Source organism: Paraconexibacter sp. (assembly GCF_059438195.1).
In genome coordinates this window covers 64,666-90,888 of the sequence record NZ_JBLKKY010000005.1, presented here as the reverse complement: position 1 = coordinate 90,888, position 26,223 = coordinate 64,666, and the positions used below count along the sequence as shown (strand labels likewise).

Sequence of the window (26,223 nt, the reverse complement as noted above, 5' to 3'; positions counted from 1 at the left end):
CCTCGGAGGGCCGCCTCCGAGTCTCGCCCGTGCGTCACCCGTCGCGCCTGTCCCCGTCGGGCGGTTCTCGTGCCTCGGCGGGGTCAGGGCACCGCGCGGCCGCGTCGCTCGGACGCGCTGGTCGTCGCGTCGAGGCGCGCCTCCGGTGGGGCTCCGGGGAGCGCGAGGCCCGCGGGGCCTCAGCCGGCGATGTGCTCGAGATAGCCGGGAGGCCAGAGGAAGTCGGTGAACGCCGCGCCGGCGCGGCCGTCGATGTCGACGCGCAGCATCGCGTCCATCAGCGTCGCGGCCGGGCTCACCGGGAAGACGAAGTCGCCGAACGCCGAGCCCCTCAAGGTCGTCGTACGATCCGCGTCGTCGCGGACGGCCAGCGCGCACTCGCGCTGCATCCAGCGCTCGTCGTACTCGACGGTCCAGTCGGCCTCGACGATCGACGCGAGGGTGCCGTCGCGGAAGACGTAGCCGACGAGATCGCGCCGGCCGTAGGCGTTCAGCTCGCTGAGGTGGAGCGACAAGTCCGGAGCTTGCGCCTCGATCCACTTGTAGTGCTGCATCGCTCCCCAGTTCCGCACGCCCCACGAGTGGTCGTGATGGCCGAGGGCGTCGACGTCGATCCAGCGGTCGTCGATGCGCAGCCGGCCGGTCACGCGCCCGCTCTGCTCCATGCGGTCGGTCGCGAAGTACGGCGGGCAGCCGCTCGGCGACTGCGAGTAGAGGTACGCGTCGTGCATCGGCGAGAACTCGAGCTCGACGCCGATGCGATCGCCCGTGAAGACGGCGCGACTGCCGACGTTCCCCGGCCGCATGGCGACGCTGAGCGGACCGACCTCCCACGCGTCGAATCCGGCGTCGTCCACGTCGATCCCGTCCTCGAACTCGAAGAGCGTCGAGCCGTCCTGGCCTCCCCCGTAGATCCACGCGGCGTAGCCGGCCCGGCTCGACGCGTCGACCCATGTGTAGACGAGCCCGACGAGACCCTGCTCGGGCAGCTTGACGTCGTAGAAGAACGACTCGCGCGCGTGCGGGACATCCGCGAGCGCGTGGCGGGCGAAATGCTCGGTGGCGATCATGGGCATGAGCCGACCCTGCCCGATCGCGGGAGCCGGCGGGGAGGCCGTGCCCCCACCGGATGGCGCGGATCCCCCGCCCGAGGGCGCGAGGCCCGAAGGACCGCCGAGGGGCGGGTGGGAATCATCCTTTTCGGGCCGGCTCTGCGACGACGTGGTTCTCGAGCGCGCCGATCCCCTCGATCTCGACGCGCACGACGTCTCCTGCCTGCAGGAAGCGTCCGCTCGGCGTGCCGATCCCCCCTGGCGTCCCGGTCGCGATGACGTCCCCGGCCTCGAGACTGCAGACCTGCGAGAGCGTCGAGACGATCTCCGCGACGCCGAGGATCATGTCGCCCGTCGTCCCGTGTTGCCGGACCTCGCCGTTCACGGTCGTGCGGATCGCGAGGGCTCTCGGGTCGAGCGCGTCCGCGCTGACGACGCACGGGCCGAGCGGACCGTGCGTGTCGAAGCTCTTCCCGGGCCACATGGTCTGGGTCTCCACCTGCCACTCGCGGATCGAGAGGTCGTTCGTCACCGTGTAGCCGCCGATGATCGCCGCGGCGTCCCGGACGTCGACCCGGCGGCCGCCGCGCGCGAGGACCACCGCCAGCTCGCCCTCGTAGTCGAGCATCTCGGCGTCGCAGGGGAGCAGCACGTCGTCGCGCGGGCCGACGATGCAGCTCGTCTGCTTGTTGAAGACGAGAGGGAAGCGCGGCGAGGGGTAGGCCTCCTTCGTCCGGCGGACGGTCTCGTAGACCCGCGTGACTCCGGCATGGTCGGTCGTCGGCCCCTCCGCCGCGTGGTCGGCGTAGTTGAAGCCGAGCGCGAGGAACTTCCCCGGTCGCTCCACCGGCGGGAGGAGGTCGACGTGCTCGACCGGTCGCCGGTCGCCGTGCGTGCGAGCGGCCGACTCGATGCGTGCCGCCCGCTGCGATGGCGGGAGCCCGAGCAGCTCCACGACGGATGTCGTGCCGAGGTCGACGACGAGCGGCCCGTCGAGGACGCCCGTCCTCGGAGCGCCGCCCTCGCGGTAGCGGACGAGCTTCACGATGCGGCCCCCGTGAGATTGTGGATAACCGATTGTCTGCCCGCCACCACTACGATGGACGGGTGGAGCCGATGCTGAAGCCGACGACGCCGACGCCGACGACTCGGGCCGAGGCCGTCGCCGACGACCTGCGGCAGCAGATCCTCGACGGGCGCCTCGCTCCCGGCACGGCGTTGCGGCAGATCGAGGTCGCGAAGGCGTTCGCGGTGAGCCCGACCCCGGTTCGCGAGGCGTTCGCGCGCCTCCAGCGCGAGGGCCTCATCACCTACGAGCCGCATCGCGGCGCGGTGGTGTTCCTTCCTCGGGTCGACGACCTCCGCGAGAACTACGAGATGCGCATCGCCCTCGAGCCGCTCGCGACGCGGATCGCCGCCTCGACGCTCGGCCCCGACGATCTCGCCGCGCTGCGCGGCCTCGTCGACGAGATGCGCGACACGCACGAGCTGCGTCCCTACTTCGCTCTCAACCGCACGTTCCACGCCCGGATCTACGCCGCCGCGCGCCGACCTCGGCTCGAACGACTCATCGCCGACCTCCGGGACGCGTCGGCGGCGTACGTCCGGGTCCTCATCGACGAGACCCCCTGGGACCGCGAGGGCGCACAGCGCGAGCACGAGGCCATCCTCGCGGCGCTCGAGGTCCGCGCCCCGGCGCGGGCGGCGAAGCTCATGGCCGAGCACCTCCGGCACAACGAGGCGCTCATCGAGAGCGCCATCGCAGCCGGTCACGGCAGCGGGAGCCGGATGTCGAACGGCCCGGAGGGCGGGAGCCCACCGGCGTAGGCGCGGTCGTGGAGCTCCTGCGGCGAGGCGCCGGCGCGGCGTGCCTCGACGTAGGCGTCGGGGTCGACCGGCTTGCCGATCGGATCGGCCGCGAACCGCGGATCGGTGCGGATGAACTCCGTCGACCTCGCCCAGTCGCCGTAGTTGTCGATCTGCAGCTCGACGGAGTTGTCGTCGGGGTCCTGGTAGTAGAAGGACAGGGTGAGCCCGTGATCGAGGCAGCCGCCGGGCACGATCCCGTGCGACTTCAGCCGCAGGTAGGTCGCGAGGAGGTCGTCGAGCTCCGGATACTCGAAGGCGACGTGATGCATCCCGGTCCGCGTCACCTTGGCGTCGTCGTCGACGAACGCCGGGAGCGTGATGAGCGCGATGCGGTGGTTCGCCTCGTCGTTGGTGAGGAAGGCGCCCCCGGGGAAGGAGAAGTTGGCCTCGGCGCCGAGGACCAGTCCGTACCACTCGACGAGGTCGTCGAGCCGGCGCGTCTTGAGGTTGACGTGATGGAGCGCGGGGCGGCGCACCCGCTGCTCGTCGAACGTGACCTCGGCCATGCCTCTCCTCCTGAGTCGGGACCACAGCCGCACTCGCGGCTGGTCGATATGTTATATACAACGCGTCCCGGAGGAGAGCGGAGGAGCGCTGCGATGCGAGAGGTGCGGGTCCCGGTCCTTGTCGTCGGTGGAGGAGGCTGCGGACTCGCGTCGTCCGCGTTCCTCTCGGATCTCGGCGTCGAGCACCTCATGATCGAGCGGCACGACACGACGTCGCACCTGCCGAAGGCGCACTACCTCACGCAGCGCACGATGGAGATCTTCCGTCAGCACGACATGGCGGACGGGATCTACGAGGTCGGTGCGCCGATCGACAACTTCGGCCACATCCGGTGGGTGACCTCGATCGGCGGCGACGGCCCCTACGACCGGCGCCAGTTCCACGAGTTCGACGGTTTCGGCGGAGGTGTGCTGAAGGACCTGTACGCGCGCGACAGCCCGTGCATGCCGACGAACTACCCGCAGCTCCGTCTCGAGCCGCTCCTGCGCCGGATGGCCGAGGAGCGGTCGCCGGACTCCGTGCGCTTCGGGCACGAGCTCGTCGACTTCGCGCAGGAGGGCGACGAGGTCCTCGCGACCGTTCTCCACCGCGCGGCCGACGAGCGCTACCGAGTCCGCTGCCGGTACATGATCGCCGCGGACGGCGGCAAGACCGTCGGTCCCGCCCTGGGCGTCCCGATGATCGGCCCGACCGGGATGATGGACATGGTCTCGACCCACTTCACGGCCGACCTCTCCGAGTACGCCGACGACGAGTCGATGATCACGTGGTCGATCAACGCCGAGGGCAGCGGCTCGTGGACGAGCGGAGCGCTCGTCAAGATGGGGCCCACGTGGGATCGCCACTCGGAGGAGTGGGTCATGCACTTCGCGTTCCGCCCGGACGACCCGGAGCGCTTCGACGAGGACAAGATCGTCCCGCGGATCCGCGAGCTGCTCAAGATCCCGGAGCTCGAGCTCGAGGTCCACAAGGTGAGTCACTGGATCCTCGACCGGATCGTCGCGGAGCGCTTCCGGATCGGGAACGTCTTCCTCGCGGGGGACTCCGCCCACCGCCAGCCGCCGACGACCGGCCTCGGCCTCAACGGCGCCTTCGCCGACGCCCACAACATCTGCTGGAAGCTCGCCGAGGTGCTCGCCGGCCGCGCGGACGACTCGCTCCTCGACACCTACGAGTCCGAGCGGCATCCCGTCTCGGTCGACAACGCCGACTGGGCGCTCGCCGCGTTCACGAACTTCGCGGTCGTCGACGTCGCGATGGGCTTCCTCCCCGGCGCGCCCATGGAGGCCAACGTCGCAGCGATGCAGGCCTTCTTCTCCGAGGGCCGGCTCGGCGCCTCCATCCGGGCCCGCTTCCGCGAGGTCATCCACACCCAGCGCGTCGAGTTCCACGCCCACGACATCGAGATCGGCTACTCCTACGAGGACGGCGCGCTCGTGCCCGACGGCACGGACGCGCCGGAGCGCGACCCGTTCGGCACGGAGTACGCGCCGACGACACGACCGGGCCACCGACTCCCGCACGCGTGGCTCGACCGCGACGGCGCGCGCATCTCGACCCACGACCTCGTGCGGCCCGGAGGGTTCGCGCTCATCGCGGGACCAGCCGGCGAGGCGTGGGCCGACGCGGCGCGCGAGGTCGCCACCGCCCTCGACCTGCGGCTCGACGTCGTGACGATCGGCGTCGACGCCCAGGACGTCGACGGCCGCTGGGCGGAGATCGCAGGCCTCGACCCGGCCGGGGCCGTCCTCGTGCGTCCCGACCATCACTGCGCCTGGCGGACGCAGGACACGGCCACGGACCCCGCGGCGGAGCTCACGGCTGCGCTTCGCCACGTCCTCGCCCCGCAGGCCTTGGCGAACGCGTCGTCGTAGCCGAGCCGGAGGCCGGACACCCGGACAGCACTGTCGAACGGCGTTTGCCGCGCCGTGCCGCGCGCCCGAAGGTCGGTCCATGACGGAGACGGCGACGCGCACGATGCCCGACGTGAATCGCGAGGTCGGGGACGTCGTGCCCGACCTGAGCACGTTCGTCCTCCCCGGCCGCGTCAAGGACCCGTCCGTCGCCGTCGACGAGGCGATCGCCGCCGAGCGCGCGGGCTTCGCGCGCGTGTGGATCTCCGAGCGCTTCGACCTCAAGGACATCGGCGTCCTCACCGGCGCGATCTCCGCGCTCACGTCGCGGATCGGCGTGGCGAGCGGGCTCGTCGTCGCCGGGGCGCGGCACCCGGTGGTGCTCGCCTCGTGGGCACAGACGCTCCAGGCGATGTTCGGTCCGCGCCTTCTCGTCGGCCTCGGCCGTGGCGCTCGCTCCGTCCTCGACCCGCAGGGCATCCCGTTCCCGACGATGCAGGCGACGGAGGATCTCGTCGTCGTGCTGCGCAGGCTCTGGGCGGGCGAGACCGTCGCCTACGACGGGCCGCTCGGCCGCTTTCCCGCGATGCGGCTCGCCGACGTCGCCGACGTCCCACCGCCGCCGATCCACCTCGGCGCGTTCGGCGCGCCGCGCGCGGCCGACCTCGCAGGCCGGCAGTGCGACGGCCTCGTGCTCCCGCCCTTCCTCACCACGGAGGCGGTGGCCGAGACGGCGCGCCTCGTCCGGGACGCCGCCGTGCGCGCGGACCGCGATCCCGACTCGGTGCGCATCACCTGCGAGCTCGTCTGCGCGCCGGACCGCACGGACGACGAGACGGTCGCCCTCGTGCACGCGCGTCTCCTCACGTACGTCGGGATGTCGGGGTACGGGGAGCACCTCATGACGCGCAACGGCTGGGATCCCGCCCGGCTCGAGGCGGTCCATGCCCACCCGGTCTTCGACGGGCGGACGGCGAAGGACGCCGACGCCGCGTTCCACCGCGCGCAGCTCGTCGATGCCGCCCGGCTCCTGCCCGAGGACTGGGTCCTGCCGAACGCCGCCGTCGGCAGCCCGGCGGACTGCGCCGACCGGATCGAGGAGTACCTCGCGGCCGGCGCCGACGAGATCTGCCTGCACGGCGCGACGCCGGACGTGACCGCCGTGGTCCTCGACGAGATCCGCGAGCGCCGGCGGCGCTGACAGCGCCTCGGCCTTCCGGCGGTGAGCGAAGGGCACCCCCCGCCCTGACGAAACCCACGCCAGCCGTGAGTTTCGTCAGTGGGGGTGGGGGTGGCGAGCGGGCTCAGCCGGCGCGGAGCGACGCCCGCAGCTCCGTCCGGCGGATCTTGCCGCTCACCGTCTTCGGCAGCTCGTCGACGAAGTGGATCTCCCGCGGGTACTTGTACGGCGCGGTGAGCGCCTTCACGTGGTCCTGCAGCTCCTTCGCCAGCTCGGGCGTCCCCTCGTGGCCGGCCGACAGGATGCAGAACGCGACGACGATCTGCGTGCGCTCGGGATCGTCCTTGCCGACGACCGCCGCCTCGGTGACCGCCGGGTGCTCGACGAGCGCGCTCTCGACCTCGAACGGCCCGATCCGGTAGGCGCTCGACGTGATGACGTCGTCGCCGCGGCCCTCGAACCAGAAGTACCCGTCCTCGTCCTTCGCCGCCTTGTCACCCGTGAAGTAGAGGCCGAGGCCCTCGGGGAACGCCTCGGCGGTCGCCTCGGGCGCCTGGTGGTAGCCGGGGAAGAGGCCGACCGGGCGCACGGGCTCCGTGCGCACGGCGACGTGGCCGACGGTGCCCGGCTCGACGGGCCGGCCGTCGTCGTCGACGACGTCGACGTCCCATCCCGGGACGGGCTTGCCCATCGATCCCGGCCGCACCTCCACCGCGCGGTAGTTGGCGACGAGCGCGGCGGTCTCGGTCTGCCCGTAGCCGTCGTAGACCGTGAGCCCGCCCGTCCCCTCGCGCCACGCCCGGATGACCTCCGGGTTGAGCGGCTCGCCGGCGCTGGTGCAGTGCCGCAGCGTCGAGAGGTCGTGCCGGTCGAAGTCGCCCTGGACGAGCGCGCGGTAGAGCGTCGGCGGCGCGCAGAAGGACGTGACGCCGTGGCGCTCGATGACGCTGAAGAGCGTGTCGGCGTCGGGCTTGCCGAGCGCGGCCTGCACGACACAGGCACGCTCGTGGAACTGGCCGAACAGCGTCCCCCACGCGGCCTTCGCCCACCCCGTGTCCGTGATCGTCCAGTGGACGTCGCCCGGGCGGAGGTCGTGCCAGAAGCGCGCCGTCGGCACGTGCGCGAGCCCGTAGGACTGGCGGTGCTGGACCATCTTCGGCTGCGAGACCGTGCCGCTCGTGAAGTAGAGGAGCAAGGGATCATCGCGGTGCGTGGGGTCGGTCGGCACGTCGCCGTCGCCGGCGGCCTCGAGCGCGTCGGCCCAGGAGCGCCACCCGTCGCGACCGGTGTCGCCCACGACGAACCGCGTCGCCAGCCCCGGCGCGGCGCCGTCGACCTTCTCGGCTCCCGCGACGTCGGTGATCGCCGCCCTCGCCCCGGTCTCGCCGATGCGGAAGGCGATGTCCTTCGCGGTGAGGAGGTTCGGCCCCGGCATCGGGACGGCGCCGATGCGCATGCAGCCGAGCATCGCCTCGTACCACTCGGGGACGCGCGGCAGCATGACGAAGACGTGGTCGCCCTTCGTCACGCCGGCGTCCAGGAGCGCCCGTGCGGCGCGGCGGGACCGCGCGGAGAGGTCCGCCGCGGTGTCGAGCCGGACGACCTCGCCGGAGGCGTCGAGCGAGAGGACGGCCGGTGCCGCGGGGTCCTCGTCGGCCCAGCCGTCGACGATGTCGAGGACGGGGTTGTAGCGCTCGGGAACGTCGAGCCGGAACGACGTGCGCTCCGCCTCGTAGTCCGCCATGTTCGGCGCGGCATCGCGCCCGGGCCGCGCACGGAAGGACGCCTGGGTGCTCATGCCGGCACCTCCGCGCCGAGGAAGTCGAGAAGGGTGCCGTTGAACGCGTCGGGACGCTCGAACTGCGGCCAGTGGGCGCAGTCGGTGAGGACCTCGAACCGCGCGTCGGGGATGTCCTTCGAGACCTCGCGCGCGAGCTCGGTCGTCTGCCCGGGGTTGTCCTCGGTCCAGAGGACGAGCGTCGGCCGCTCGAGCCCCCGCAGGACGCCGGGCTCCATGTACTCGTCCCCGTGGTCGCCTCGCAGCATCCCGACGACGCGCGACATGATCGTCGCGACCGAGTCGAGCATCCCGGGCTGCTCGTAGATCCGCAGGCGGACGTCGATCATCTCGTCCGTCATCCGCTCGGGCTCGGCGACGAGCCAGTTCATCCGGTGGCGGACCTTCTCGCGGGTGATGCCCTCCCGCGCGAGCGCCAGCGTCCGCTGCTCGAGATCGTCGAGCTGCGCCTGGCCGCCCGCGTCGGGACGCGCGAGCGTCCCCGTGTTCATGACGATGCGGTCGGTGCGATCGGCATGGGCGATCCCGCACCAGGCGGCGACCATCCCGCCGAGCGACTCGCCCGAGACGTGGGCGCGCTCGATGCCGGCGGCGTCGAGGACGTCGACGACATGGGAGGCGTAGTCGCCCACCGAGTAGTCGATGTCGGGGCGCCCGGTGTAGCCGTGCCCCACCATGTCGATCGCGAGGACGCGGAAGTGCCGCGACAGCGGACCGAGGTTGCGGCAGTAGGTCTCGGCGTGGCCGCCGGTCCCGTGGAGGAGGACGAGCGCCGGGCTCGCCGGGTCGCCCGCCTCGAGGACGCGGGTGCGCACGCCACGGGCGTCGTAGAAGCGCTCGCACACCCCTGCGCCCATCATGTCCAGCCAGATCGTCTGCGCGCTCATGCGCGATCCCTCCGAGTGTCGTCGTTCGCGGTCGCGCCGTGGCGCGACGTCCAGTAGGTCCAGCTGCGCTCGATCTGCTCGCGGCGCGCGACGGTCGCGGCGAGGAAGCGGTCGACCGCGACCGCGTCGTACTCGCGTGGGCTGCCGAGCGCCGCGCCTCCGATGAGGGCCGCGGCGTTGCGCTCGAGGAAGACGGCGTACGCGAGCGCGTCGCGCACGTCGGCGCCGACCGTCAGCTGACCGAAGCCGCGCAGGGCGACGGCACGGCCGTCCCCGAGCGTCGCGGCGACCGCGTCGCCGCCCTCCGGGCTCGTCACGGTGATCGCGACGTCGTGCACCGGCACCGCCGAGCCGCAGAACATCCCGACGCCGGCGACGCACGGCAGCGCGTCGAGCGCCGTCGAGGCGGCGAGGCACGAGCGGCCGTGGAAGCGCACGACCGCGCCGACGTCCTCCCGGGCGCGGTAGGCGCCGAGGTGCAGCGCCGCCTCGCCGGGGAGCAGCGACGCGTCGCCGTCGACGACCTCGCCGTCGGCGTCGAGCCGCAGCAACTCGCTCGGGTCCCCGACGAGGCCCGGCCCGACGCGAGGCGTCATGAGGATCGCCCCGTCGTCCGTCCGCGCGCTCACGTGGCCGAAGGCCTCGGTGAGACCCTCGCCGTCGAGGACGGCGCAGGCCGCGACGATGTCGTCCGCGACCGCGATCAGAGCACCACGCTGAGCGCGCCGTTGGGGATGAGCGCTTCCTGGTCGAGCTCCGCGCGTCGCAGCTTGAACTTGAAGGTCTCCCCGTCGCGGACGAGCGTGTGCTTGTAGACGCCGACGAAGATGTCGTGGTGCCCGGCGCGGAAGCGGTGAAGCACGACGCCGGCCTCGACGTCGACCTCCTCGCCGCGAACCGCGAGGATCCGGATGTTCGAGATCTGACGGCGCGTCCGCGAGTACGGGAACTCGCGGTGCGCGTGGCGGCTCTTCAGCCGGTTCACGCGCCAGGTGAGCCGCAGGTGGTCGTCGTCGATGAGGGTGAGCGCCTCGCGCGGGTCGCCCTCCGGCACGTCGGTCGAGGGCACGACGTAGTCGGCCCCCTCCTGGAACAGCGCGAGCCAGTCGTCGAGCTTCCACTCGTCGAGGAGGTGCGCCTCCTCGACGAGGAACTCCTCGACGGCGAGCCGCAGGAGCAGCCGCTCGTTGGTCGTGATCTGCGTCGTGTCCGCTGTGGCCATCGTCTCTATCCCATGCTGCTTCCGCCGTTGACGCTCACGACCTGACCCGTGACGAACGACGCGTCGGGCGAGGCGAGGAACGCGACGGTCGCCGCGACCTCCTCGAGCCCTCCGGGCCGTCCGAGCGGGATGAGGTCGATCGCCTGATCGATCATCGCGTTCCATCCGGGGACGATCTCGCGTCGCTCCGCGAGCGCCGCGGTCACCTGCGGCGTCTCGATGATCGAGGGCGCGACGCAGTTGACCGTGATGCCGTGCGGGGCGAACTCGCGAGCGAGCCCGGACGTGAGCGCGTGGACGCCGCCCTTCGCGGCGTTGTACATCGCGTGGAGCGACAGCCCGTTGCGCACGGACTCCGCCCCGACGTTGACGATCCGCCCGCCGCCCGCCTCGACCATCAGGGGCAGCGCCGCGCGGCAGCAGTGGATCGTCGTGTGGAGGTTGCGGGAGAGCGTCTCGGCGATCGAGTCCTCGTCGTGATCGAGGAACCGCCGGATGACGCCGCCGCCCGCGTTGTTGACGAGGACGTCGAGCCGCCCGAACGCCGCGAGCGTCGCATCGACGAGCCCCTGGGCGCCGTCGAGCGTGCTCACGTCGCCGGCGTGGCCGATCGCGCGGCCGCCCTCCTCGGCGATCTGGGCGACCGCCTCGTCGAGACGGTCGCCGTCGACGTCGCCGAGGGCGACCGCGGTCCCTCCCGCGGCGAGGCGCCGCGCGATCGCGAGGCCGATGCCGCCGGCGGCGCCGGTGACGATCGCGGCACGCGCGATGCCGTCGCTCATGTCGCCTTCGCGAGGGGTCCGGGCGTCGGGATGCCGTCGTCCCAGCTCGTGATCTTCCGCTCCTCCATGTCCGCCGCCCACTGCCGCCAGAACGAGCGCATCTGCAGCTCGTCGTCGAACTGGGGGGTGCGCTTCATGCCTCGCGAGACGTCGTTCCACTCCTCGCCGCCGGCCGCGAAGCCGATCTGGCACGAGTCGAGGGCCTCGACGTCGTCGGGCGTCGCGAAGCCTCCGGGCCCGAGGAACTCGAGGAAGTTGTGGAGGCGCACCTGGGCGCGGTCGCCGGTCTCCTCGACCGGCGCGAGCGACCAGGCGCTGATCTCCATGAGCCCGGGCGAGACCGGGTAGAAGGTCCGGACCGTCGTCGCCATGATGTCGTTGATGACGAGGTTGGGGTAGATGATCATGTTGCGGTTCCACTCGCACAGCTGAGTGGCCCGCTCCTCCCCGTGACGCTCCGTCATCTCCGCGCGGATGCGCTCGATCTCGGGCTTCGCCTTCTCGCCCATCTGCGGCACCCAGCGCGCGACGGGGCGGCCCCACGGCGACCAGTAGTGGATGACGGCGTGCCCGTTGCCGAGGGCCTCGCAGGTCCCCTTGAGGGTCTTGCCGTCCGCGACGCCGCCTGCCGAGATGACGTACTCGAAGTACGTCTGGTGGGTGGGCATGCCGTGATAGCCGTCGACCGAGTTCTCGACGAGGAGCTTCCAGTTCGCCCGCATCGAGTAGAGGTGCGTGCCCTTCTGGACGACCATCTGGCCCGAAGGCGACTGCTCGGTGACCATGTCGAGGACGTCCTTCGCCCCCGCGAGGTAGCCCTCGAGCGAGCCGATGTCGGGGTTGAAGGAGATGAACCAGAAGCCCTTGTACTGCGCGAGCTTCGCGACGGGGGTGAGGTTGCGGTCGGACTTCTCGAATCCGCCGCCCTCGTACGCGTCGGCGCCGGGGATCCCCTTCAGCTCGCCCTTCGTGTTGAACGTCCACGCGTGGTAGAAGCACTGGAACGCCTTCGCGTTCCCCGCGTCGTGGCGACACACGATCGCGCCGCGGTGCGGGCAGGTGTTGTGGAACGCGCGGACCTCGCCCTCCTGGTCGCGGACGAAGATGATCGACCTGCCGGCGATCCGCCGCCGGCGGTAGTCGCCGGGCTCGGCGAGCTCGGAGTCGTGGCCGAGGTAGAGCCAGACGCGCTCGAAGATCTTCTCGTGCTCGAGCTGGAGGATCTCCTCCGAGGTCATCGAGGAGCGGTGGACGCGGAAGAGGCCCTTGTCGCGGTCGTCGCGGATGAGCGAGCCGAGCCCCGCGGAGTCGATGTCGCGGAAGGTCATCAGCCCGCCACCGCCCCGGCCTGCTCGGTGAGGTCGGCGAGCTCGGTGCCGAGCCGGAACGACTCGGGCAGCGGGGTCCCCCACATGCTGTTCCCGAGGTGCCCGACCTCGGTGTCCCAGCGGATGGGCTCCCAGTCGGGGGCGAAGATGAGCATGCCGCCGGTCCAGATCTCGACCCGGTTGCCGCTGGGCTCCTTGAAGTAGAGGAAGGTCGCCCCGCTCGTGCCGTGCTTGCCGGGCCCCCACTCGAGCTCGAAGCCGTGGTCGACGAGGAGCGACGCGGCGCGCAGGACCTCGTCGGGGGAGTCGGCGTAGTAGGCGACGTGATGGAGCCGGCCGCCGGACTGGTCGAAGCTCTTCGTGAGCGCGATCTCATGCGACACGTTGTTGCAGCTCATCCAGGAGCCCCAGCGGGTCCCGTCCGGGCCGTGGATGAGGTAGTTGTGCCGGATCCCGAGCACGTCGCTGAGGAACGCCTGCTCGGCGGGCACGTCGTCGACGATGAAGGTGACGTGGTCGAAGCGGCGCGGCGCGGCGCCGTACGCGGTCATCTTCGACGGGTGCGAGGGAAGACGCGAGGCGTTCTCCGGCGGGGCGACGTACTTCTTCGGCTCCCAGTAGAGCTCCATGGGGATGCCGCCCGGCGTGTTGAAGACGAGGGAGTCGCCGTGGGCCTTCTCGTCGGAGCCCTCGGCCCACGCGGTCGAGACGCCCGCCGACTCGAGCGCCTTCTGCGCCTGCTCTGCGTCGGCGCGCTCCGGGACGCGCCAGCCCATGTGGTCGAGCCCGGAGGTGTCGGCCTCCGTGAGCATGAGCGTGTGGTGGTCCCAGTCCTGCCAGGCGCGCAGGAGGACGCAGCCGTCGCGCTCCTCGGAGACCTGGAGGCCGATGAGGTCGGTGAAGAAGGCCTTCGAGGCCGCGAGGTCGGTCACTCGCAGCTCCGCGTGACCCAGATGGGTGATCGACATGCGTCTCTCCTGTCCTGACAGTGGGTGGGAACCAGATCGTGCGGTGCCTCGTTCGAGAGAGACAACCGGTGTTCAGCCTTGCTGGACGCGCCGGACCATCTCGTCGCGGGCGATGTGCTTCTCGACGCTGCGGGCGGCGCCGGCGACGAGGCGCCGGTAGTCGTCGCCGCGGTCGCGGACGCGGTCGGCCGGGCCGGAGATGCTGATCGCGGCGCAGACCTCGCCTCCGCTGTCGCGGATCGGCGCGGCGACGCACCCGAGACCCGGGAGGACCTCCTCGCGGTCGTAGGCGACCCCGATCCGCCGGACCGTCTCGAGCTCGCGATGGAGGTCGTCCGGCTTGGTGATCGTCGCCGGCGTGAAGGCCTCCATCCCGTGACGGACGAGGTACTCGTCGACCTCGTCGCGATCACGATGGGCGAGGAGGACCTTCCCGACGCCCGAGCAGTGCGCGGGCAGGTGCTTGCCGATCTGCGAGAGCGGGAGATCCGTCGCGCGCGCGCCCTGCATCCGATCGACGTAGACGACCCGGCCGCCGTCGAGCGCGCCGAGGTGGATCGTCTCGCCGGTGCGACGGGCGAGCGCGACGGCCGCCGAGCGGCCGGGGAGGCGGAACGGCGTGGTCTCGGCGGCGATCCGGTCGAGCTGCAGCGCGCGCCAGCCCACCCGGTAGCGGCCGCCCTGCACCCGCCGCAGGATGCCGACCTCGGCCATCGACGAGAGGAGGAGGTGCGCCTTCGACTTCCCCATCCCGAGCGCCTCGGCCACCTCGGTGACCCCGAGCTCGGGGCGCTCGGCGGCGTAGAGATCGAGAACGCGGCCGAGGTTCTCGACGGTCTGGAGCATGCCTCCGATCGTACGCCTGTCCGCTGTCCACCATAGTAGGACGCGTATTGCCCATCAGGGGGAGGCTCTGGTGACGTGACCGCCGTGCCCGCCTCCTCGCAACCACGGAATCCGGTCGACGTCGCGTCGCTCGCCGAGACGCTGTACCAGGCGTTCGCCTCCGGCATCCCGGTCGAGCCGCTCACGGACGCGCACCCCGAGCTGAGCGTGGACGACGCGTACGCGATCCAGCGCGCCCTGGTCGCCCATCACATCGCGGACAAGCGCACGGTGCGGGGACGCAAGATCGGACTCACGAGCGCAGCCATGCGCGCCCAGCTCGGAGTCGACGACCCGGACTTCGGCGTCCTCTTCCACACCCACACCTTCCCGGACGGCGGTCGGGTCTCGATGTCCGGGATCCGCGCGATCCATCCCCGCCTCGAGGGGGAGATCGGCTTCGTCCTCTCGCGCCCGCTCGGCGACGCCGACACGACCGTCAGCGCCGACGACGTGCGGGAGGCGACCGCCGCCGTCCTCCCCGTGTTCGAGCTCATCGACTCGCGGATCCGAGACTGGAAGATCCGGCTGGCCGACACGATCAGCGACAACGCCTCCTGCCTCGGGGGCGTCCTCGGCACACCGGTCGCGGCGGCGGACGCAGGGGACCTCACCACCGTCGAGATGACGCTCTCGCGGGGCGACGAGATCCTCGAGCGCGGAACCGGCGAGGCGGTGATGGGCGACCCTGCCGAGGCGGTCGCGTGGCTCGCGAACGAGCTCGGCCGCCGCGGCGAGGCGCTGCCCGCCGACGAGCCGATCCTCTCCGGCTCGCTCACCGCCGCCGTCGAGGCGACCCCCGGCGTCTACACCGCCGACTTCGGCCCCCGTCTCGGGGCCGTCACCATCGAGATCGAGGAGTGACCCGCATGTCCGAGCGCCCCCGCGCCGCGATCCTCGGGACCGGGAACATCGGGACCGACCTGCTCATGAAGCTCCGTGCCGCGGGCGAGCTCGACGTCGCGCTCTTCGCCGGCATCGACCCCGCGTCCGCCGGCCTCGCCCGCGCTCGCGATCTCGGTGTCGACACGACCGCCGACGGGCTCGAGGGGATCCTCGCGCGGGACGACATCGCGATCGTGTTCGACGCGACGTCCGCCTACGCGCACCGCGAGAACGCCCCGCGACTGCGCGAGGCCGGCATCGTCGCCGTCGATCTCACCCCCGCCGCGGTGGGGCCGCTCGTCGTCCCGGCGGTCAACCTCGAGGAGCACGTCGCCGAGCCGAACGTCAACCTCATCACGTGCGGCGGGCAGGCGACGATCCCGGTCGTCGACGCGATCGCGTCCGTCGCTCCGCTGCGGTACGCCGAGATGGTCTCGACGATCTCGAGCGCCTCGGCCGGGCCGGGCACTCGGCAGAACATCGACGAGTTCACGCGCACGACCGCGCGGGCGCTCGAGAAGGTCGGCGGCGCGGCGCAGGGCAAGGCGATCATCGTCCTCAACCCGGCCGACCCGCCGATCCTCATGCGCAACACGATCTACGCGGTCCCGGAGTCGGGGACGCTCGACGAGGCGGCGGTCCGCGCGTCCGTCGAGCGCCGCGTCGCCGAGGTCGCCGAGTACGTGCCCGGCTACCGGCTCAAGAGCGTCGCCTTCGACGTCCAGGACACGGCCTGGGGCCGGTCGGACGTCGCGATCGCGCTCCTCGAGGTCGAGGGCGCCGGTGACTTCCTGCCGCCCTACGCCGGCAACCTCGACATCATGACCGCGGCCGCGTGCCGCATCGGCGGCCGGATCGCCGCTCGCCTCGCGGAGGGGGCGATCGCATGAACGCCCCCCGGCTCACCGACACGACGCTGCGCGACGGGTCCCACCCGATGCGCCATCAGTACACGCCGGCGCAGATCCGCGACGTCGTGACCGCGCTCGACGCCGGCGGCGTCCCCGTCATCGAGGTCTCGCACGGCGACGGACTCGGCGGCTCGTCGATCCAGTACGGCATGAGCGCGCACGACGAGATGGAGCTCATCGCGACCGCGCGCGAGACCGCGACCCGGGCGCGGATCGCCGTCCTCCTCATCCCGGGCATCGGGACGCGGGACACGCTGCGCACCGCCCGCGAACGGGGCGCCGACGTCGTCCGCATCGCGACGCACTGCACCGAGGCGGACATCAGCGAGCAGCACTTCGCGGCCGCCCGCGAGCTCGGGATGGAGCCCCTCGGGTTCCTCATGATGAGCCACATGATCGAGCCGTCGCAGCTCGCCGAGCAGGCGGCGCTCATGACGTCCTACGGCGCCGCAGGTGTCTACATCGTCGACTCCGCCGGGGCGATGCTCCCGGCCGACGCCCGCGCCCGCGTCGAGGCGCTCCTCGACGTCACCGACGACGTCGGCTTCCACGCGCACAACAACCTCGGCTGCGCGATCGGGAACACGATCGCGGCGATCGAGACGGGCGCGCGACACGTCGACGGCTGCCTGCGCGGCCTCGGCGCCGGCGCGGGGAACGCGGCGACCGAGCTTCTCGCCGCGGTGTTCGACCGCATGGGGCTCGACTCGCCGCTCGACACGTTCGCGCTCTCCGACGCCGCCGAGCGCGTCGTCCAGCCGTTCATGCCGTTCCAGCCGTTCCCCGACCGCGAGTCGCTCACGATCGGGTACGCCGGCGTGTACTCGACGTTCCTCCTCCATGCGAAGCGCCACGGCGAGCGCCTCGGCCTCGACCCGCGCGAGATCCTCGTCGAGCTCGGCCGGCGGCGTGCGGTCGCCGGGCAGGAGGACTGGATCGTCGACGTCGCCGAGGACCTCGCGCGCGAGCAGGCCTCCGCGCCCGCCTGACGCCCGTCACCCCCCTAAGGGGGATGACGGCCCTCCGCGAGTGCGGCGACGGGCCTGCGCATGCGCGCGAAGGTGTGGGCCAGAGTCATCAAGGAGGAAGAGGAGAAGCATGAGCACCGTCGCACCCGACGAGACCCGTCAGCCGTCCCCCCACAACGTCGGCACCTTCGAGTTCTGGGCGAAGACGTTCGATGTGCGCGAGAAGACGTTCAAGGAGCTGCGGGCCACGGACCCGGTGTCCTGGCAGGCGCCGCCGGACTCCCTCCTCGTCGAGCCCGAGCTGAACACGAAGGGCTACTGGGCGATCACGAAGTACGAGCACATCCGCGAGATCTCGCGCAACCCGAAGGTCTTCAGCAACTCGGAGGGCATCTTCCTCGAGGACCTCCCCGAGGCCGTCCGCGTCGGCGCCCTCTCGTTCATCGTCCAGGACGCGCCGGAGCACACCGCGCTGCGCGGCATCGTCCAGAAGGCGTTCAGCCCGCGGCACATGCGCACGCTCGAGGACTGGACCCGCGAGCAGGTCATCGACCTCATCGAGGGGATCAAGACCAAGGGCGAGGCCGATCTCTGCGAGGAGTTCACCAAGCAGCTCCCCGGCCGCATCTTCTGCTCGTTCTTCAACATCACCGACCCCGAGCACATCCACAAGACGCTCGAGGGCGCCGAGCAGATCGTCTCGTGGAACGACCCCGACTACACCGAGGACACGGAGCCGATCCTCGTCTTCGCGAACGCCGCCGAGATGCTCTCGGAGGTCGCGATGGACCTCGCCGAGGACCGCCGGGAGAACCCGGGCGAGGACCTCATGTCGTGGGTCGTCGAGGCCGACTGGGAGGGCCGCAAGCTCGAGGACTGGGAGATCGGCGGCTTCTTCGTGCTCATGGCCGGCGCGGCGAACGACACGACCCGCCACGCGACCGCGCACGGGCTCATCGCGCTCGAGAACCACCCCGAGCAGAAGGAGCTCCTCCTCTCGGACATGGACAAGTACCTCGACAGCGCGGTCGACGAGATCCTGCGCTGGTCGAGCGTCATCCTCCACATGCGCCGTCAGGTCATGGAGGACTACGAGATCGGCGGCAAGACGCTGAAGGCCGGGGACAAGCTCGCGCTCTTCTACTGCTCGGGGAACTTCGACGAGGACGTCTTCGACGACCCGCACACCTTCGACATCACGCGCAAGCCCAACCCGCACATGACGTTCGGCGGCGGCGGCCCGCACTACTGCCTCGGGAACATCCTCGGCAAGCAGATGCTCAAGCACGCGATCCGCGAGGTCTACACGCGGATGCCGGACATCAAGGTGAGCGACCCGTCCTACCTCGAGTCGAGCTTCATGCACGGCGTGAAGCACCTCACCGGCACCTGGACGCCGCGGTAGCCCGGAGGTGCCGGTGCCGGAGCAGGCGGACGTCGTCATCGCCGGCGCCCGCTGCGCCGGCACCGCCGCCGCCGTCCCGCTCGTCCGCGCGGGACACCGCGTCGTCGTCCTCGACCGGACGAGGTTCCCGTCGGACACGCTCTCGACGCACGTCCTCGTCCCCAACGGCGTCGCGGAGCTCGCGCGGATGGGCGCCCTCGGCCGGATCCTCGCGCTCGACCCGGCCCGCGTCCGCCACCTGCGGATCGTCGACGGCGACGTCGAGGTCCGCGAGCGCTTCCGGCCGTTCGACGGGCTCCCCTACGGCGTCTGCGTCCCGCGCGACCTCCAGGACCGCGCGCTCGTGGACACCGCGCGGGACGCGGGGGCGGACGTCCGCGAGCGCTGCTCGGTGACGCACGTCGTCTGGCGCGACGGTCGGGCGGCCGGCGTCGTCTACACCGACGCCGACGGCGAGGAGCACGAGATCCACGCCGCGCTCGTCATCGGCGCCGACGGCCGGCGGTCCCGCGTCGCCGCCGAGGTCGACGCCTGGGTCCCCTACCGCGCGTCGAAGAACGGCCGCGGCTTCGCGTTCCGGTACATGGACGACCCGCAGCGCGGAACCCCGCGCCACGACGAGTTCGGGGTCTACCGGGCGAAGCGCAACGTCGTCCTCGCGCTGCCGTCGACGCCGGAGGGCCGTCTCCTCATCGTCCACATGTGTCCCGCGGAGGACGTGTCGGCCTTCCGCAAGGACGCGGAGGCGGCGTGGCAGTCCAAGCTCGACGCCGACCCCGCCCTCGCCCGTCGCGTCGCCGGCGCGACGAACATGTCGAAGGTGCGCTCGACCGCCGACCTCTCCTCCTACTACCGCCGATCGAGCGGCCCCGGGTGGGCGCTCGCCGGCGACGCGGGCCACTTCAAGGACCCCGTGACCGGGAACGGGATGCGCGACGCGCTGCGCCACGGGCGGCTGCTCGGCGAGGCTGCGGCGCCGGTCCTCCACGAGCCCCACGAGCTCGACGCGGCGCTGCGCAGATGGGAGCGGGGCCGCGACCGCGACACGCTGTCGACGTACCACTGGGGCAACCGCGAGTCGCGGCCCGACCCCACGAGCGACCTCGTCCGGGAGGTCCTCAGGACCTTCAGCGGCGACGAGCGCCCGGACATCTCGGACACGTTCAACCGCGCGAGGAGCATCGAGGCGATCATCAGCCCGAGCCACCTCGCGCGCGGCCTCGTCGCCGCCCTGCGACGGCCCGGCGCGGACCGGCGGGCGATCCTCGCGCAGGTCCGCCGCGAGCTCCCGCTCGAGTGGCAGGCCCGCCGCAACCGCCTGCTCGACGGGTTCCGCTCGACGAGACCGACGGGCACCGAGCGCGAGGGCTGGAGCGTCGGCCCGCCGGCCGGCCCGCCGTCGCGACGTCCCGCGAGCACGACCGCGGAGGTTGCGGCCCCGCCCCCCGTCCACGCCTGACCCGAGGAGCACCACCATGAGCACGAGCGACACGACGACATCCACTCTCGAGACGACCCGCGCGGTCGCCGCGGAGTTCTTCGCCGCCGTCCACGCGCGCGACATCGAGCGCATGCAGGCGGTCTGGGAGGACGGGGGGATCGACGCGTTCCCGGGCTTCCGCGACATGCGCGTCCCCGACCAGCAGCGCGAGTTCTTCCTCGCGTTCTTCGACGCGTTCCACGACTGGGACGTCGAGGTCCTCGACATCACCTGCGAGGGGGACGTCGCCGTCGTCCACTGGCGGCTCACCGCCGGGTTCACCGGCCCGGGCCGGTTCGACGGCTTCCTCGCGACCGGCGCGAAGGGCACGGTCCAGGGCCTCGACCGCATCGAGGTCCGCGACGGGAAGATCACGCGGCTCGACGCCTACTTCGACACGACCGAGATGGCGCGTGCGATCGGCCTCATGCCGCCCGCCGGCAGCACCGCCGACAAGGGCATGACCGCGGCCGTCAACCTGCAGACGCGCATCAAGCGCCTGTTCACGCGGGGCTGACGGCGGGCCGCGCCGGCGCCTCCCGTCCCGCCCGCTCGGCGGGTCGGACGGAAGGCGCCCGCGGCTTCCCCCGGATCAGCTCTCGGTGAACGCCTTGTGCGTGAGGGCCGAGTTCATGAAGTCGCGGAACTCGAGCCACTTGCCGTCGCGCAGCTTCACGATGTGGGCGAAGTCCGAGTCCCACTCGTGGCCGCCTTCGAGCCGGCGGAACCACTGGTGGCCGTAGGCCGCGACGTCGTCGCCCTGGACGATGAAGCGGTACGTCTCCATCTTCACGATCTCGATGTTCGTGCCGACCTTCGTGAAGAAGTCGACGGCGCCGTCGATGCCGTGGTACTCGCCCTGGTAGGGCGTCTCCTCGCTGCCGTAGTAGACGATCGTCACCTCGGGATCGAGGAGCGACAGCGCGGTGTCGAGGTCCCCGGCGGGGACGGCCGCGTAGATGCGCTCCATCGTCTCGATGTTGACGTTCTCGGTGTCGGTGGGCATGTGCCTCTTCTCTCTCGTCGTTCGTGTGGCGGGCGGGATCAGCGCTCGAGCCGGATGGGCAGGCGCACGTACCCGTGCGTGAGCAGGGACGCCGTCTGCTTCGTCCCCGGGTCGTCGGTGAGCTCGATCGTCGAGTAGCGGTCGAGGAACGCGTTCATCACCGCGAGGACCTCGAGCCGCGCGAGGACGGCGCCCAGGCAGAAGTGCAGGCCGTGGCCCAGCGACAGCTGCTTGCGGACGTTCGGCCGGCGGAGGTCGAAGGTCCCCGGGTTCTCGAACATCGCCGGGTCGTGGTTCGCCGAGCCGAAGAAGAGGGCGACCCACTCGCCCTCCTTGATCTCCCGGCCGCCGATCTCGACGTCGCGCGTCGCGATGCGGAAGAGGCGCTGCGGCGGCCCGTTGAGCCGCATCTCCTCCTCGATGAACGCCGGGAGGAGCGAGCGGTCGGCGCGGACGGCCTCCGTCGCCTCGTCCTCGCGCGCCAGCGCCTGGATGACGTTGCCGATGAGGTACGTCGTCGTCTCGCTGCCGGCGACGACGAGCGTCACGCAGAAGCGGACGATCTCCTCCGGGGTGAGGCGCTCGCCGCCCGACTCCGCGCGCAGGAGGGCCGAGATGAGGTCCTCGGCGTCGTCGACGTCGCCGGTCGGCGGGGTCTCCGCGAGCCTCGCGGCGTGCTCGGAGAGGCGGGCGGCGAACTCGCCGACCATCTCCTCGTTGCTCGCCATGCGCTCCTCGGGCGTGAGATCGCTCGAGAGCATGAAGGCGTTCGCCCACTTCTTGAAGCGGACGTGGGCGCCGTCGGGAAGCCCGAGCAGCTTGACCATCGCTCGCGTCGGCACCTCGGCGGCGAAGTCCATGATGTCGATCTCGCCCTCGCCCAGGTCGTCGAGGAGCGTCGGGAGGAGCTCGTCGAGCCACGGCTTGAGGCGGTTGATCCGCCGGGGCGAGAACGCCTGGCCGACGAGCTTGCGCTCGTCGTCGTGCTGCGGCGGGTCGGTGTTGACGAGCATGAGGCTCGGCGCCGACGACGCCTCCTGGATCGGGTCGCGCGACGAGAACGTCGCGTGGTCCTTCGCGGCCGCGTAGACGTTCTCGTAGTCGAAGATCGCCCAGGCGGTCACCGGCTCGTCGGCACCGGGGACGGTGCCCGGAGGCCAGTCGCGGTAGCCGGGGACCGGCGACAGGTCCCGCAGCTCGTCGTAGATGGGATAGGGGTTCGAGATGCCCTCGGGTGTGGGCAGGCGCTCGATCCCGGGATGGGTCGAAGACTCCGTTGCGCTCATGGGACGTAGGGTCCGTGAGCGGGAGGGGGTACGTCGATCCTCCGAAGGGGGACAGATCCGGTCTCCAAGGGGGTCATCACCGGCGCGGGGGCCTCGCGTGCGTGCGAGGATCGCGTCGTGGAGGAGGAGAAGACGGCCGCACCGGACACGCCGGAGGGCGACGCGAGCGAGGGCGCAGCTGCGCTCCCCCTCGACGCGCTCGTCCGCGACGAGCACCCCGGCTGGCGGTCCCGCCCGCTGCCGGAGACCGACCTCGAGCGACGGCTCGCCGAGGCCCGCGATCTCTACGGCGTCGAGCACGAGACGGACCCCGAGCTCACGGGGGTCCCCGGCGACCACGGCGCCGCCGCCTCGAGGGCGGTCGCCGAGGCGATCGACTCCCACGCGACGTCGGTGCGGCACGCGCTCGAGACGCACGGGGACGAGGACGCGCTCGCCGCGCTCGAGGCCGTCCTCGACCTCGGCCTCCTCGATCGCGATCTCCTCGAGGAGCGCGCGCGCCGGCGGCTGCAGATGCTCGCCGGGGTCCAGGAGGGCCTCAGCAAGCTGCGCAGCATCCACAGCGTCACCGAGATCGTCGAGCGCGCGCCGCGCGAGCTCGTCAACTCGTGCGGGTTCGACCGGGCGGTCGTCTTCCGCGTCCACGAGGGCCGGATGGCGATGGAGGCCGCGTACTTCGACGGCGACGAGGAGGGCGCGACGAAGATGGTCGAGTTCGCGCAGTCCGTCGCCCCGCGGCTCGACCACATGCTCCTCGAGACGGAGATGATCCGCCGCCACGCCCCGGCGATCGTCCACGACGCGCGCAACGACCCGCGGGCGAACCCGGAGATCATCCGGTTCTCGCTCACGCGCGCGTACGTCGCCGCGCCGATCATGCCGACCGGCAAGGTCATCGGGTTCCTCCACGCCGACCGGCTCTACTCGGGCCGGCCGGTCGACACGATCGACCGCGACACGGTGTGGGCGTTCGCCGAGGGGTTCGGCTACGCGTTCGAGCGCACGGTCCTCCTCGAGCGGATGCGCCGGCAGCACAACGAGGTCCGCAGCGCGCTCGCGGGGGCCGACGCGGCGATGCGGGGCCTCATCGACGCCGAGCTCGACCTGCGCACGGCCGAGCCGGCGGCGCGACCCGACCGCCCGTCCGCGGCCCGGGCCCTCGCGGCCGACGACGAGGAGTCGCGGATCCACGCGATGCTCACGCGCCGCGAGATCGAGGTCCTGCGCCTCATGGCCGCCGGCCGCACGAACCAGCAGATCGCCGAGGAGCTCGTCATCTCGACGGGCACCGTGAAGTCGCACGTGAAGCGCGTGCTGCGCAAGCTGCGGGCGACGAACCGCGCCGAAGCGGCGTCGCGGTACGTGCGGCTCGCGCAGCGGCGGGTGCCGAGCGACGAGTAGCGCGACGTCGACGTTTCTCCTCGGGTTGCGGTTGGGCCGGGCGTGACATGCCCCTGCGCTCCGCAGTCCGGCCTCCGGCCGTTCTGCGACGCCGCTCCGGGGCACGTCACGCCCGTCCTTCACCGGCGCGCTCGGTGAACCGCCCCCGCTCCCTCGCCCTGGCCGGGGTGGTGGCGCCGCCGTTGCCGGTGAGCAGCGCGGGCGTGTGACGGTCCTCTGAAGCGGCGTCCGAGCCGGAGCCGGAGGCGGAGGCGAGAGCTCAGAGGACCGTCACGCGCCCGCGCGCACGGCTGCCTCTTCCGCCGGCGCCGCCGCCCCGACGACGCTCACCTCGACCCCGATGCCGTTGAGCCAGGCGTTGCCGCTCGCGACGTCGAGCGTCTCGACGTCGTTGGGGACGAGGTCGTTGTAGCGCGCGCCGCCGGCCGCGACCGCGGTCCGCCAGCCGCCCTTGTGTCCCCAGTGCTGGTTGAGCCCGACGGAGCCCGGCATCACCTCGTCGGTGATGCGCGCCTCGACCTCGATGCGGCCCCAGCGCGAGGCGACCGCGACGGTGGCGCCGTCCTCGATCCCGCGGGCGGACGCGTCGTCCGGGTGGATCCGCAGGCGGCAGCCGCGACCGCCGCTCATGAGCTTCGGGACGTTGTGCAGCCACGAGTTCTGCGAGCGGAGCTCGCGGATCGTGAAGATCCGCAGCGGGTGCTCGTCGTCGGCGGTCGGCATCGCCCGCAGCCGCGCCATCTCGTCGCGCCAGAGCGGGTGGTCGAGGTGGATGCGCTTGTCCTTCGTATGGAGCTTCTTCTCGAGGACGCCTGTCGGCGGGCGGTCGGCGAGCTTCACCGCGCCGTCGCGGCGCATGAGCTTCTTGCGGCTGATGCCGCCTCGGCGCAGGCCGAAGAGGTCGCCGTGCTTGCCGGCGCGCATGAAGAGGTCGACGCCGACGTGCGGGGGCACGCGGATGCCGAGCTTGCCGAGGAGCTGGGCGCCCGGCGCGGGCGACGGGACGAGCCCGATCCGCTTGCAGATCTCGTCGAAGATCCACCAGTCGTCCTTCGACTCCCCGCGGGCGGGGACGAGCTCGTCGGTCCACGAGGCGTTCGGGACGCCGTAGTGGAGCTGCCCGAAGACGGGGAAGCCCTCCCGCTCGAGGAGGAGCTTCGGCGGCAGCACGTAGTCGGCGTGCTGGTTGGTCTCGGTGATGTACGGGTCGAGCGAGACGAAGAGGTCGAGCTTCGACAGCGCGCGCTCCATGTCGTTCGACGCCGGCGAGGTCGCCGCCATGTTCGAGGAGACGGACACGAGCGCCCGCATGCGTCCCTTGCCGGGGGTCTCGATCTCGCGGGGCAGACAGGCCATCGGCGCCGTCCCGAAGACCTCGGGAAGCCCGTCGACGCGGGTGCGCCAGCGGTCGTAGCCGTTGAGCCGGAAGAGCTTCGTGAAGAGCTCGGCGTCGAGGAACGGCTCGGGGAAGATCATGCCGCCGGGCCGGTCGAGGTTGCCCGTCGCGATGTTGAGGCAGTCGATGAGGTACTTCGTGAGCGTCGAGAAGCGGCCGAGCGACGCGCCGCAGCGGCCGTAGACGAGGCCGGACGGGGCGGCGGCGAGGTCGCGGGCGAGCTGCTCGATCGTCGCGCGCGGGATGCCGGTCTCGCCGGCGACGCGGTCGAGGTCGACGTCGGCGACGAGCGCCCGCATCCCCTCCGACCCGCTCGTGCGGCCGGAGAGGAAGCCGCGATCCTCGAGCCCCTCGTCGAGGACGACCTTGAGGAGGCCGGCGACGAGCCACGCGTCGGAGTCCGGGCGGACCGGGACGTGCTCGAAGAGCTGGGCGGTCTCGGTCCGTCGCGGATCGACGACGACGATGCGCCCGCCGCGCTCGACGACGCCGGTCATGCGCTTGCGGATGTCGCCGATCGTCCCCATCGACCCGTGCGAGACGACCGGGTTGGCCCCGATGACGAGAGCGAAGTCGGTGCGGTCGAAGTCGGGGATCGGCGTGACGAGGTTGTGGCCGTAGAGGAGCTCGCCGACGACCCAGTAGTTGTTGATGTCGACGGACGCGGCCGTGTAGAAGTGCTGCGTCTTCAGCGCGGCGGCCATGCCGAAGGCGAGGAAGAAGGCCCCGTAGTTCCAGCCGGTCGGGTTGCCGAGCGCGACGCCGACGGACTCGCGGCCGTCCTGCGCGATGATCGCCCGCAGCCGCTCGCCGATGTCGTCGAGCGCGGTCTCCCAGGAGACCGGGCGGAACGACCCGTCGGGCTGTCGCTGCATCGGGCGCTCGATGCGATCGGGGTCCTCGAGCACCTGCGGCCAGAGGATGCCCTTCGGGCACGCGAACCCGCGCGAGTTCGGATGGCTCTCGTCGGGGCGGATCTTCGCGATGCGCCCTCCCTCGACGGTCGCGACGAGCCCGCAGGTCGCCTCGCAGACTCCGCACCAGATCTTGTGGTCGGCCATCGCTTCCTCTCCTCTGCTCTCCAGGTGAACGAGACGCTATCCGCGCGCGCGAGCGCGGCGCCAGTCGCGTTCCCCCCTTCGGCGGGTGCGGTT

General features: G+C 71.8%; 24 protein-coding genes. 10 read left to right on the top strand and 14 right to left on the bottom strand.

What is annotated here, in order from left to right:
* Positions 1–179: 179 nt before the first annotated feature.
* Complete coding sequence (locus tag ACME2J_RS03185) at positions 180–1,076, bottom strand: DUF7064 domain-containing protein (protein ID WP_495543424.1); 897 nt, start codon at positions 1,074–1,076, stop codon at positions 180–182.
* A gap of 115 nt (positions 1,077–1,191) precedes the next feature.
* Entirely contained in the window at positions 1,192–2,097 is a 906-nt protein-coding gene (locus tag ACME2J_RS03180) for a fumarylacetoacetate hydrolase family protein (protein WP_495543423.1), read from the bottom strand.
* A gap of 71 nt (positions 2,098–2,168) precedes the next feature.
* Between ACME2J_RS03180 and ACME2J_RS03175 the strand changes: the two genes are divergently transcribed.
* The gene (locus ACME2J_RS03175) at positions 2,169–2,879 is read left to right on the top strand and encodes a GntR family transcriptional regulator (RefSeq protein ID WP_495543453.1); all 711 of its coding nucleotides are present in this window, start codon (positions 2,169–2,171) and stop codon (positions 2,877–2,879) included.
* Here the strand turns inward: ACME2J_RS03175 and ACME2J_RS03170 are convergent.
* Positions 2,822–3,427, bottom strand: a complete 606-nt coding sequence (locus tag ACME2J_RS03170; RefSeq protein WP_495543422.1) for a VOC family protein — start codon at positions 3,425–3,427, stop codon at positions 2,822–2,824. The genes ACME2J_RS03175 and ACME2J_RS03170 overlap by 58 nt on opposite strands.
* 93 nt (positions 3,428–3,520) lie before the next feature.
* On the opposite strand from ACME2J_RS03170, the gene ACME2J_RS03165 reads away from it, so the two are divergent.
* Positions 3,521–5,302 (top strand): FAD-dependent monooxygenase, encoded by a 1,782-nt coding sequence (locus ACME2J_RS03165; RefSeq protein WP_495543421.1) that lies wholly within the window; start codon positions 3,521–3,523, stop codon positions 5,300–5,302.
* Between the two features lie 79 nt (positions 5,303–5,381).
* Positions 5,382–6,482 carry a TIGR03857 family LLM class F420-dependent oxidoreductase gene (locus ACME2J_RS03160; RefSeq protein WP_495543420.1) on the top strand — a complete coding sequence of 367 codons (1,101 nt, stop codon included), beginning with the start codon at positions 5,382–5,384 and terminating at the stop codon, positions 6,480–6,482.
* 103 nt (positions 6,483–6,585) lie between these two features.
* Here the strand turns inward: ACME2J_RS03160 and ACME2J_RS03155 are convergent, their stop codons facing one another.
* The 8 genes from ACME2J_RS03155 to ACME2J_RS03120 all read right to left on the bottom strand — a co-directional run bounded on the left by ACME2J_RS03155 (position 6,586) and on the right by ACME2J_RS03120 (position 14,292).
* Positions 6,586–8,259 (bottom strand): acetate--CoA ligase, encoded by a 1,674-nt coding sequence (locus tag ACME2J_RS03155; RefSeq protein WP_495543419.1) that lies wholly within the window; start codon positions 8,257–8,259, stop codon positions 6,586–6,588.
* Positions 8,256–9,146 (bottom strand): alpha/beta fold hydrolase, encoded by an 891-nt coding sequence (locus ACME2J_RS03150; protein ID WP_495543418.1) that lies wholly within the window; start codon positions 9,144–9,146, stop codon positions 8,256–8,258. Before ACME2J_RS03150 ends, ACME2J_RS03155 begins: the two co-directional genes overlap by 4 nt.
* Positions 9,143–9,832 carry a class II aldolase/adducin family protein gene (locus ACME2J_RS03145; protein WP_495543452.1) on the bottom strand — a complete coding sequence of 230 codons (690 nt, stop codon included), beginning with the start codon at positions 9,830–9,832 and terminating at the stop codon, positions 9,143–9,145. Before ACME2J_RS03145 ends, ACME2J_RS03150 begins: the two co-directional genes overlap by 4 nt.
* Positions 9,833–9,849: 17 nt before the next feature.
* Positions 9,850–10,368: an aromatic-ring-hydroxylating dioxygenase subunit beta gene (locus ACME2J_RS03140; RefSeq protein ID WP_495543417.1), complete on the bottom strand. Its 519-nt coding sequence runs from the start codon at positions 10,366–10,368 to the stop codon at positions 9,850–9,852.
* A gap of 5 nt (positions 10,369–10,373) precedes the next feature.
* On the bottom strand, positions 10,374–11,150 hold the full coding sequence (locus ACME2J_RS03135; protein ID WP_495543416.1) for an SDR family NAD(P)-dependent oxidoreductase: 777 nt from the start codon (positions 11,148–11,150) through the stop codon (positions 10,374–10,376).
* Entirely contained in the window at positions 11,147–12,478 is a 1,332-nt protein-coding gene (locus ACME2J_RS03130) for an aromatic ring-hydroxylating oxygenase subunit alpha (RefSeq protein ID WP_495543415.1), read from the bottom strand. The genes ACME2J_RS03135 and ACME2J_RS03130 overlap by 4 nt, the downstream gene beginning before the upstream one ends.
* The gene (locus ACME2J_RS03125; protein WP_495543414.1) at positions 12,478–13,446 is read right to left on the bottom strand and encodes a VOC family protein; all 969 of its coding nucleotides are present in this window, start codon (positions 13,444–13,446) and stop codon (positions 12,478–12,480) included. Before ACME2J_RS03125 ends, ACME2J_RS03130 begins: the two co-directional genes overlap by 1 nt.
* A gap of 72 nt (positions 13,447–13,518) precedes the next feature.
* Complete coding sequence (locus tag ACME2J_RS03120; RefSeq protein WP_495543413.1) at positions 13,519–14,292, bottom strand: IclR family transcriptional regulator; 774 nt, start codon at positions 14,290–14,292, stop codon at positions 13,519–13,521.
* Positions 14,293–14,367: 75 nt separating this feature from the next.
* Between ACME2J_RS03120 and ACME2J_RS03115 the strand changes: the two genes are divergently transcribed.
* From ACME2J_RS03115 to ACME2J_RS03090, 6 genes are all read left to right on the top strand, one after another.
* Positions 14,368–15,195 (top strand): 2-keto-4-pentenoate hydratase, encoded by an 828-nt coding sequence (locus ACME2J_RS03115; RefSeq protein WP_495543412.1) that lies wholly within the window; start codon positions 14,368–14,370, stop codon positions 15,193–15,195.
* A 5-nt stretch (positions 15,196–15,200) separates the two neighbouring features.
* Positions 15,201–16,106 (top strand): acetaldehyde dehydrogenase (acetylating), encoded by a 906-nt coding sequence (locus ACME2J_RS03110; protein ID WP_495543411.1) that lies wholly within the window; start codon positions 15,201–15,203, stop codon positions 16,104–16,106.
* Positions 16,103–17,116: a 4-hydroxy-2-oxovalerate aldolase gene (gene dmpG / locus ACME2J_RS03105; protein WP_495543410.1), complete on the top strand. Its 1,014-nt coding sequence runs from the start codon at positions 16,103–16,105 to the stop codon at positions 17,114–17,116. Before ACME2J_RS03110 ends, dmpG begins: the two co-directional genes overlap by 4 nt.
* A gap of 109 nt (positions 17,117–17,225) precedes the next feature.
* Positions 17,226–18,500, top strand: a complete 1,275-nt coding sequence (locus tag ACME2J_RS03100; protein WP_495543409.1) for a cytochrome P450 — start codon at positions 17,226–17,228, stop codon at positions 18,498–18,500.
* A gap of 13 nt (positions 18,501–18,513) precedes the next feature.
* Positions 18,514–19,959, top strand: coding sequence for an NAD(P)/FAD-dependent oxidoreductase (locus ACME2J_RS03095; protein ID WP_495543408.1), 1,446 nt, complete (start codon positions 18,514–18,516; stop codon positions 19,957–19,959).
* Positions 19,960–19,975: 16 nt separating this feature from the next.
* Positions 19,976–20,497 carry an ester cyclase gene (locus tag ACME2J_RS03090; RefSeq protein WP_495543407.1) on the top strand — a complete coding sequence of 174 codons (522 nt, stop codon included), beginning with the start codon at positions 19,976–19,978 and terminating at the stop codon, positions 20,495–20,497.
* Between the two features lie 75 nt (positions 20,498–20,572).
* On the opposite strand, the gene ACME2J_RS03085 is transcribed toward ACME2J_RS03090, so the two are convergent.
* Positions 20,573–20,986: a nuclear transport factor 2 family protein gene (locus ACME2J_RS03085; protein ID WP_495543406.1), complete on the bottom strand. Its 414-nt coding sequence runs from the start codon at positions 20,984–20,986 to the stop codon at positions 20,573–20,575.
* Between the two features lie 38 nt (positions 20,987–21,024).
* Positions 21,025–22,272, bottom strand: a complete 1,248-nt coding sequence (locus tag ACME2J_RS03080) for a cytochrome P450 (protein ID WP_495543404.1) — start codon at positions 22,270–22,272, stop codon at positions 21,025–21,027.
* A 117-nt stretch (positions 22,273–22,389) separates the two neighbouring features.
* Here ACME2J_RS03080 and ACME2J_RS03075 point away from each other — a divergent pair, with 117 nt between their 5' ends.
* The gene (locus ACME2J_RS03075) at positions 22,390–23,673 is read left to right on the top strand and encodes a LuxR C-terminal-related transcriptional regulator (RefSeq protein ID WP_495543403.1); all 1,284 of its coding nucleotides are present in this window, start codon (positions 22,390–22,392) and stop codon (positions 23,671–23,673) included.
* Between the two features lie 270 nt (positions 23,674–23,943).
* Here ACME2J_RS03075 and ACME2J_RS03070 read toward each other — a convergent pair whose 3' ends face one another.
* Complete coding sequence (locus ACME2J_RS03070; protein WP_495543402.1) at positions 23,944–26,130, bottom strand: molybdopterin-dependent oxidoreductase; 2,187 nt, start codon at positions 26,128–26,130, stop codon at positions 23,944–23,946.
* Positions 26,131–26,223: the final 93 nt, after the last annotated feature.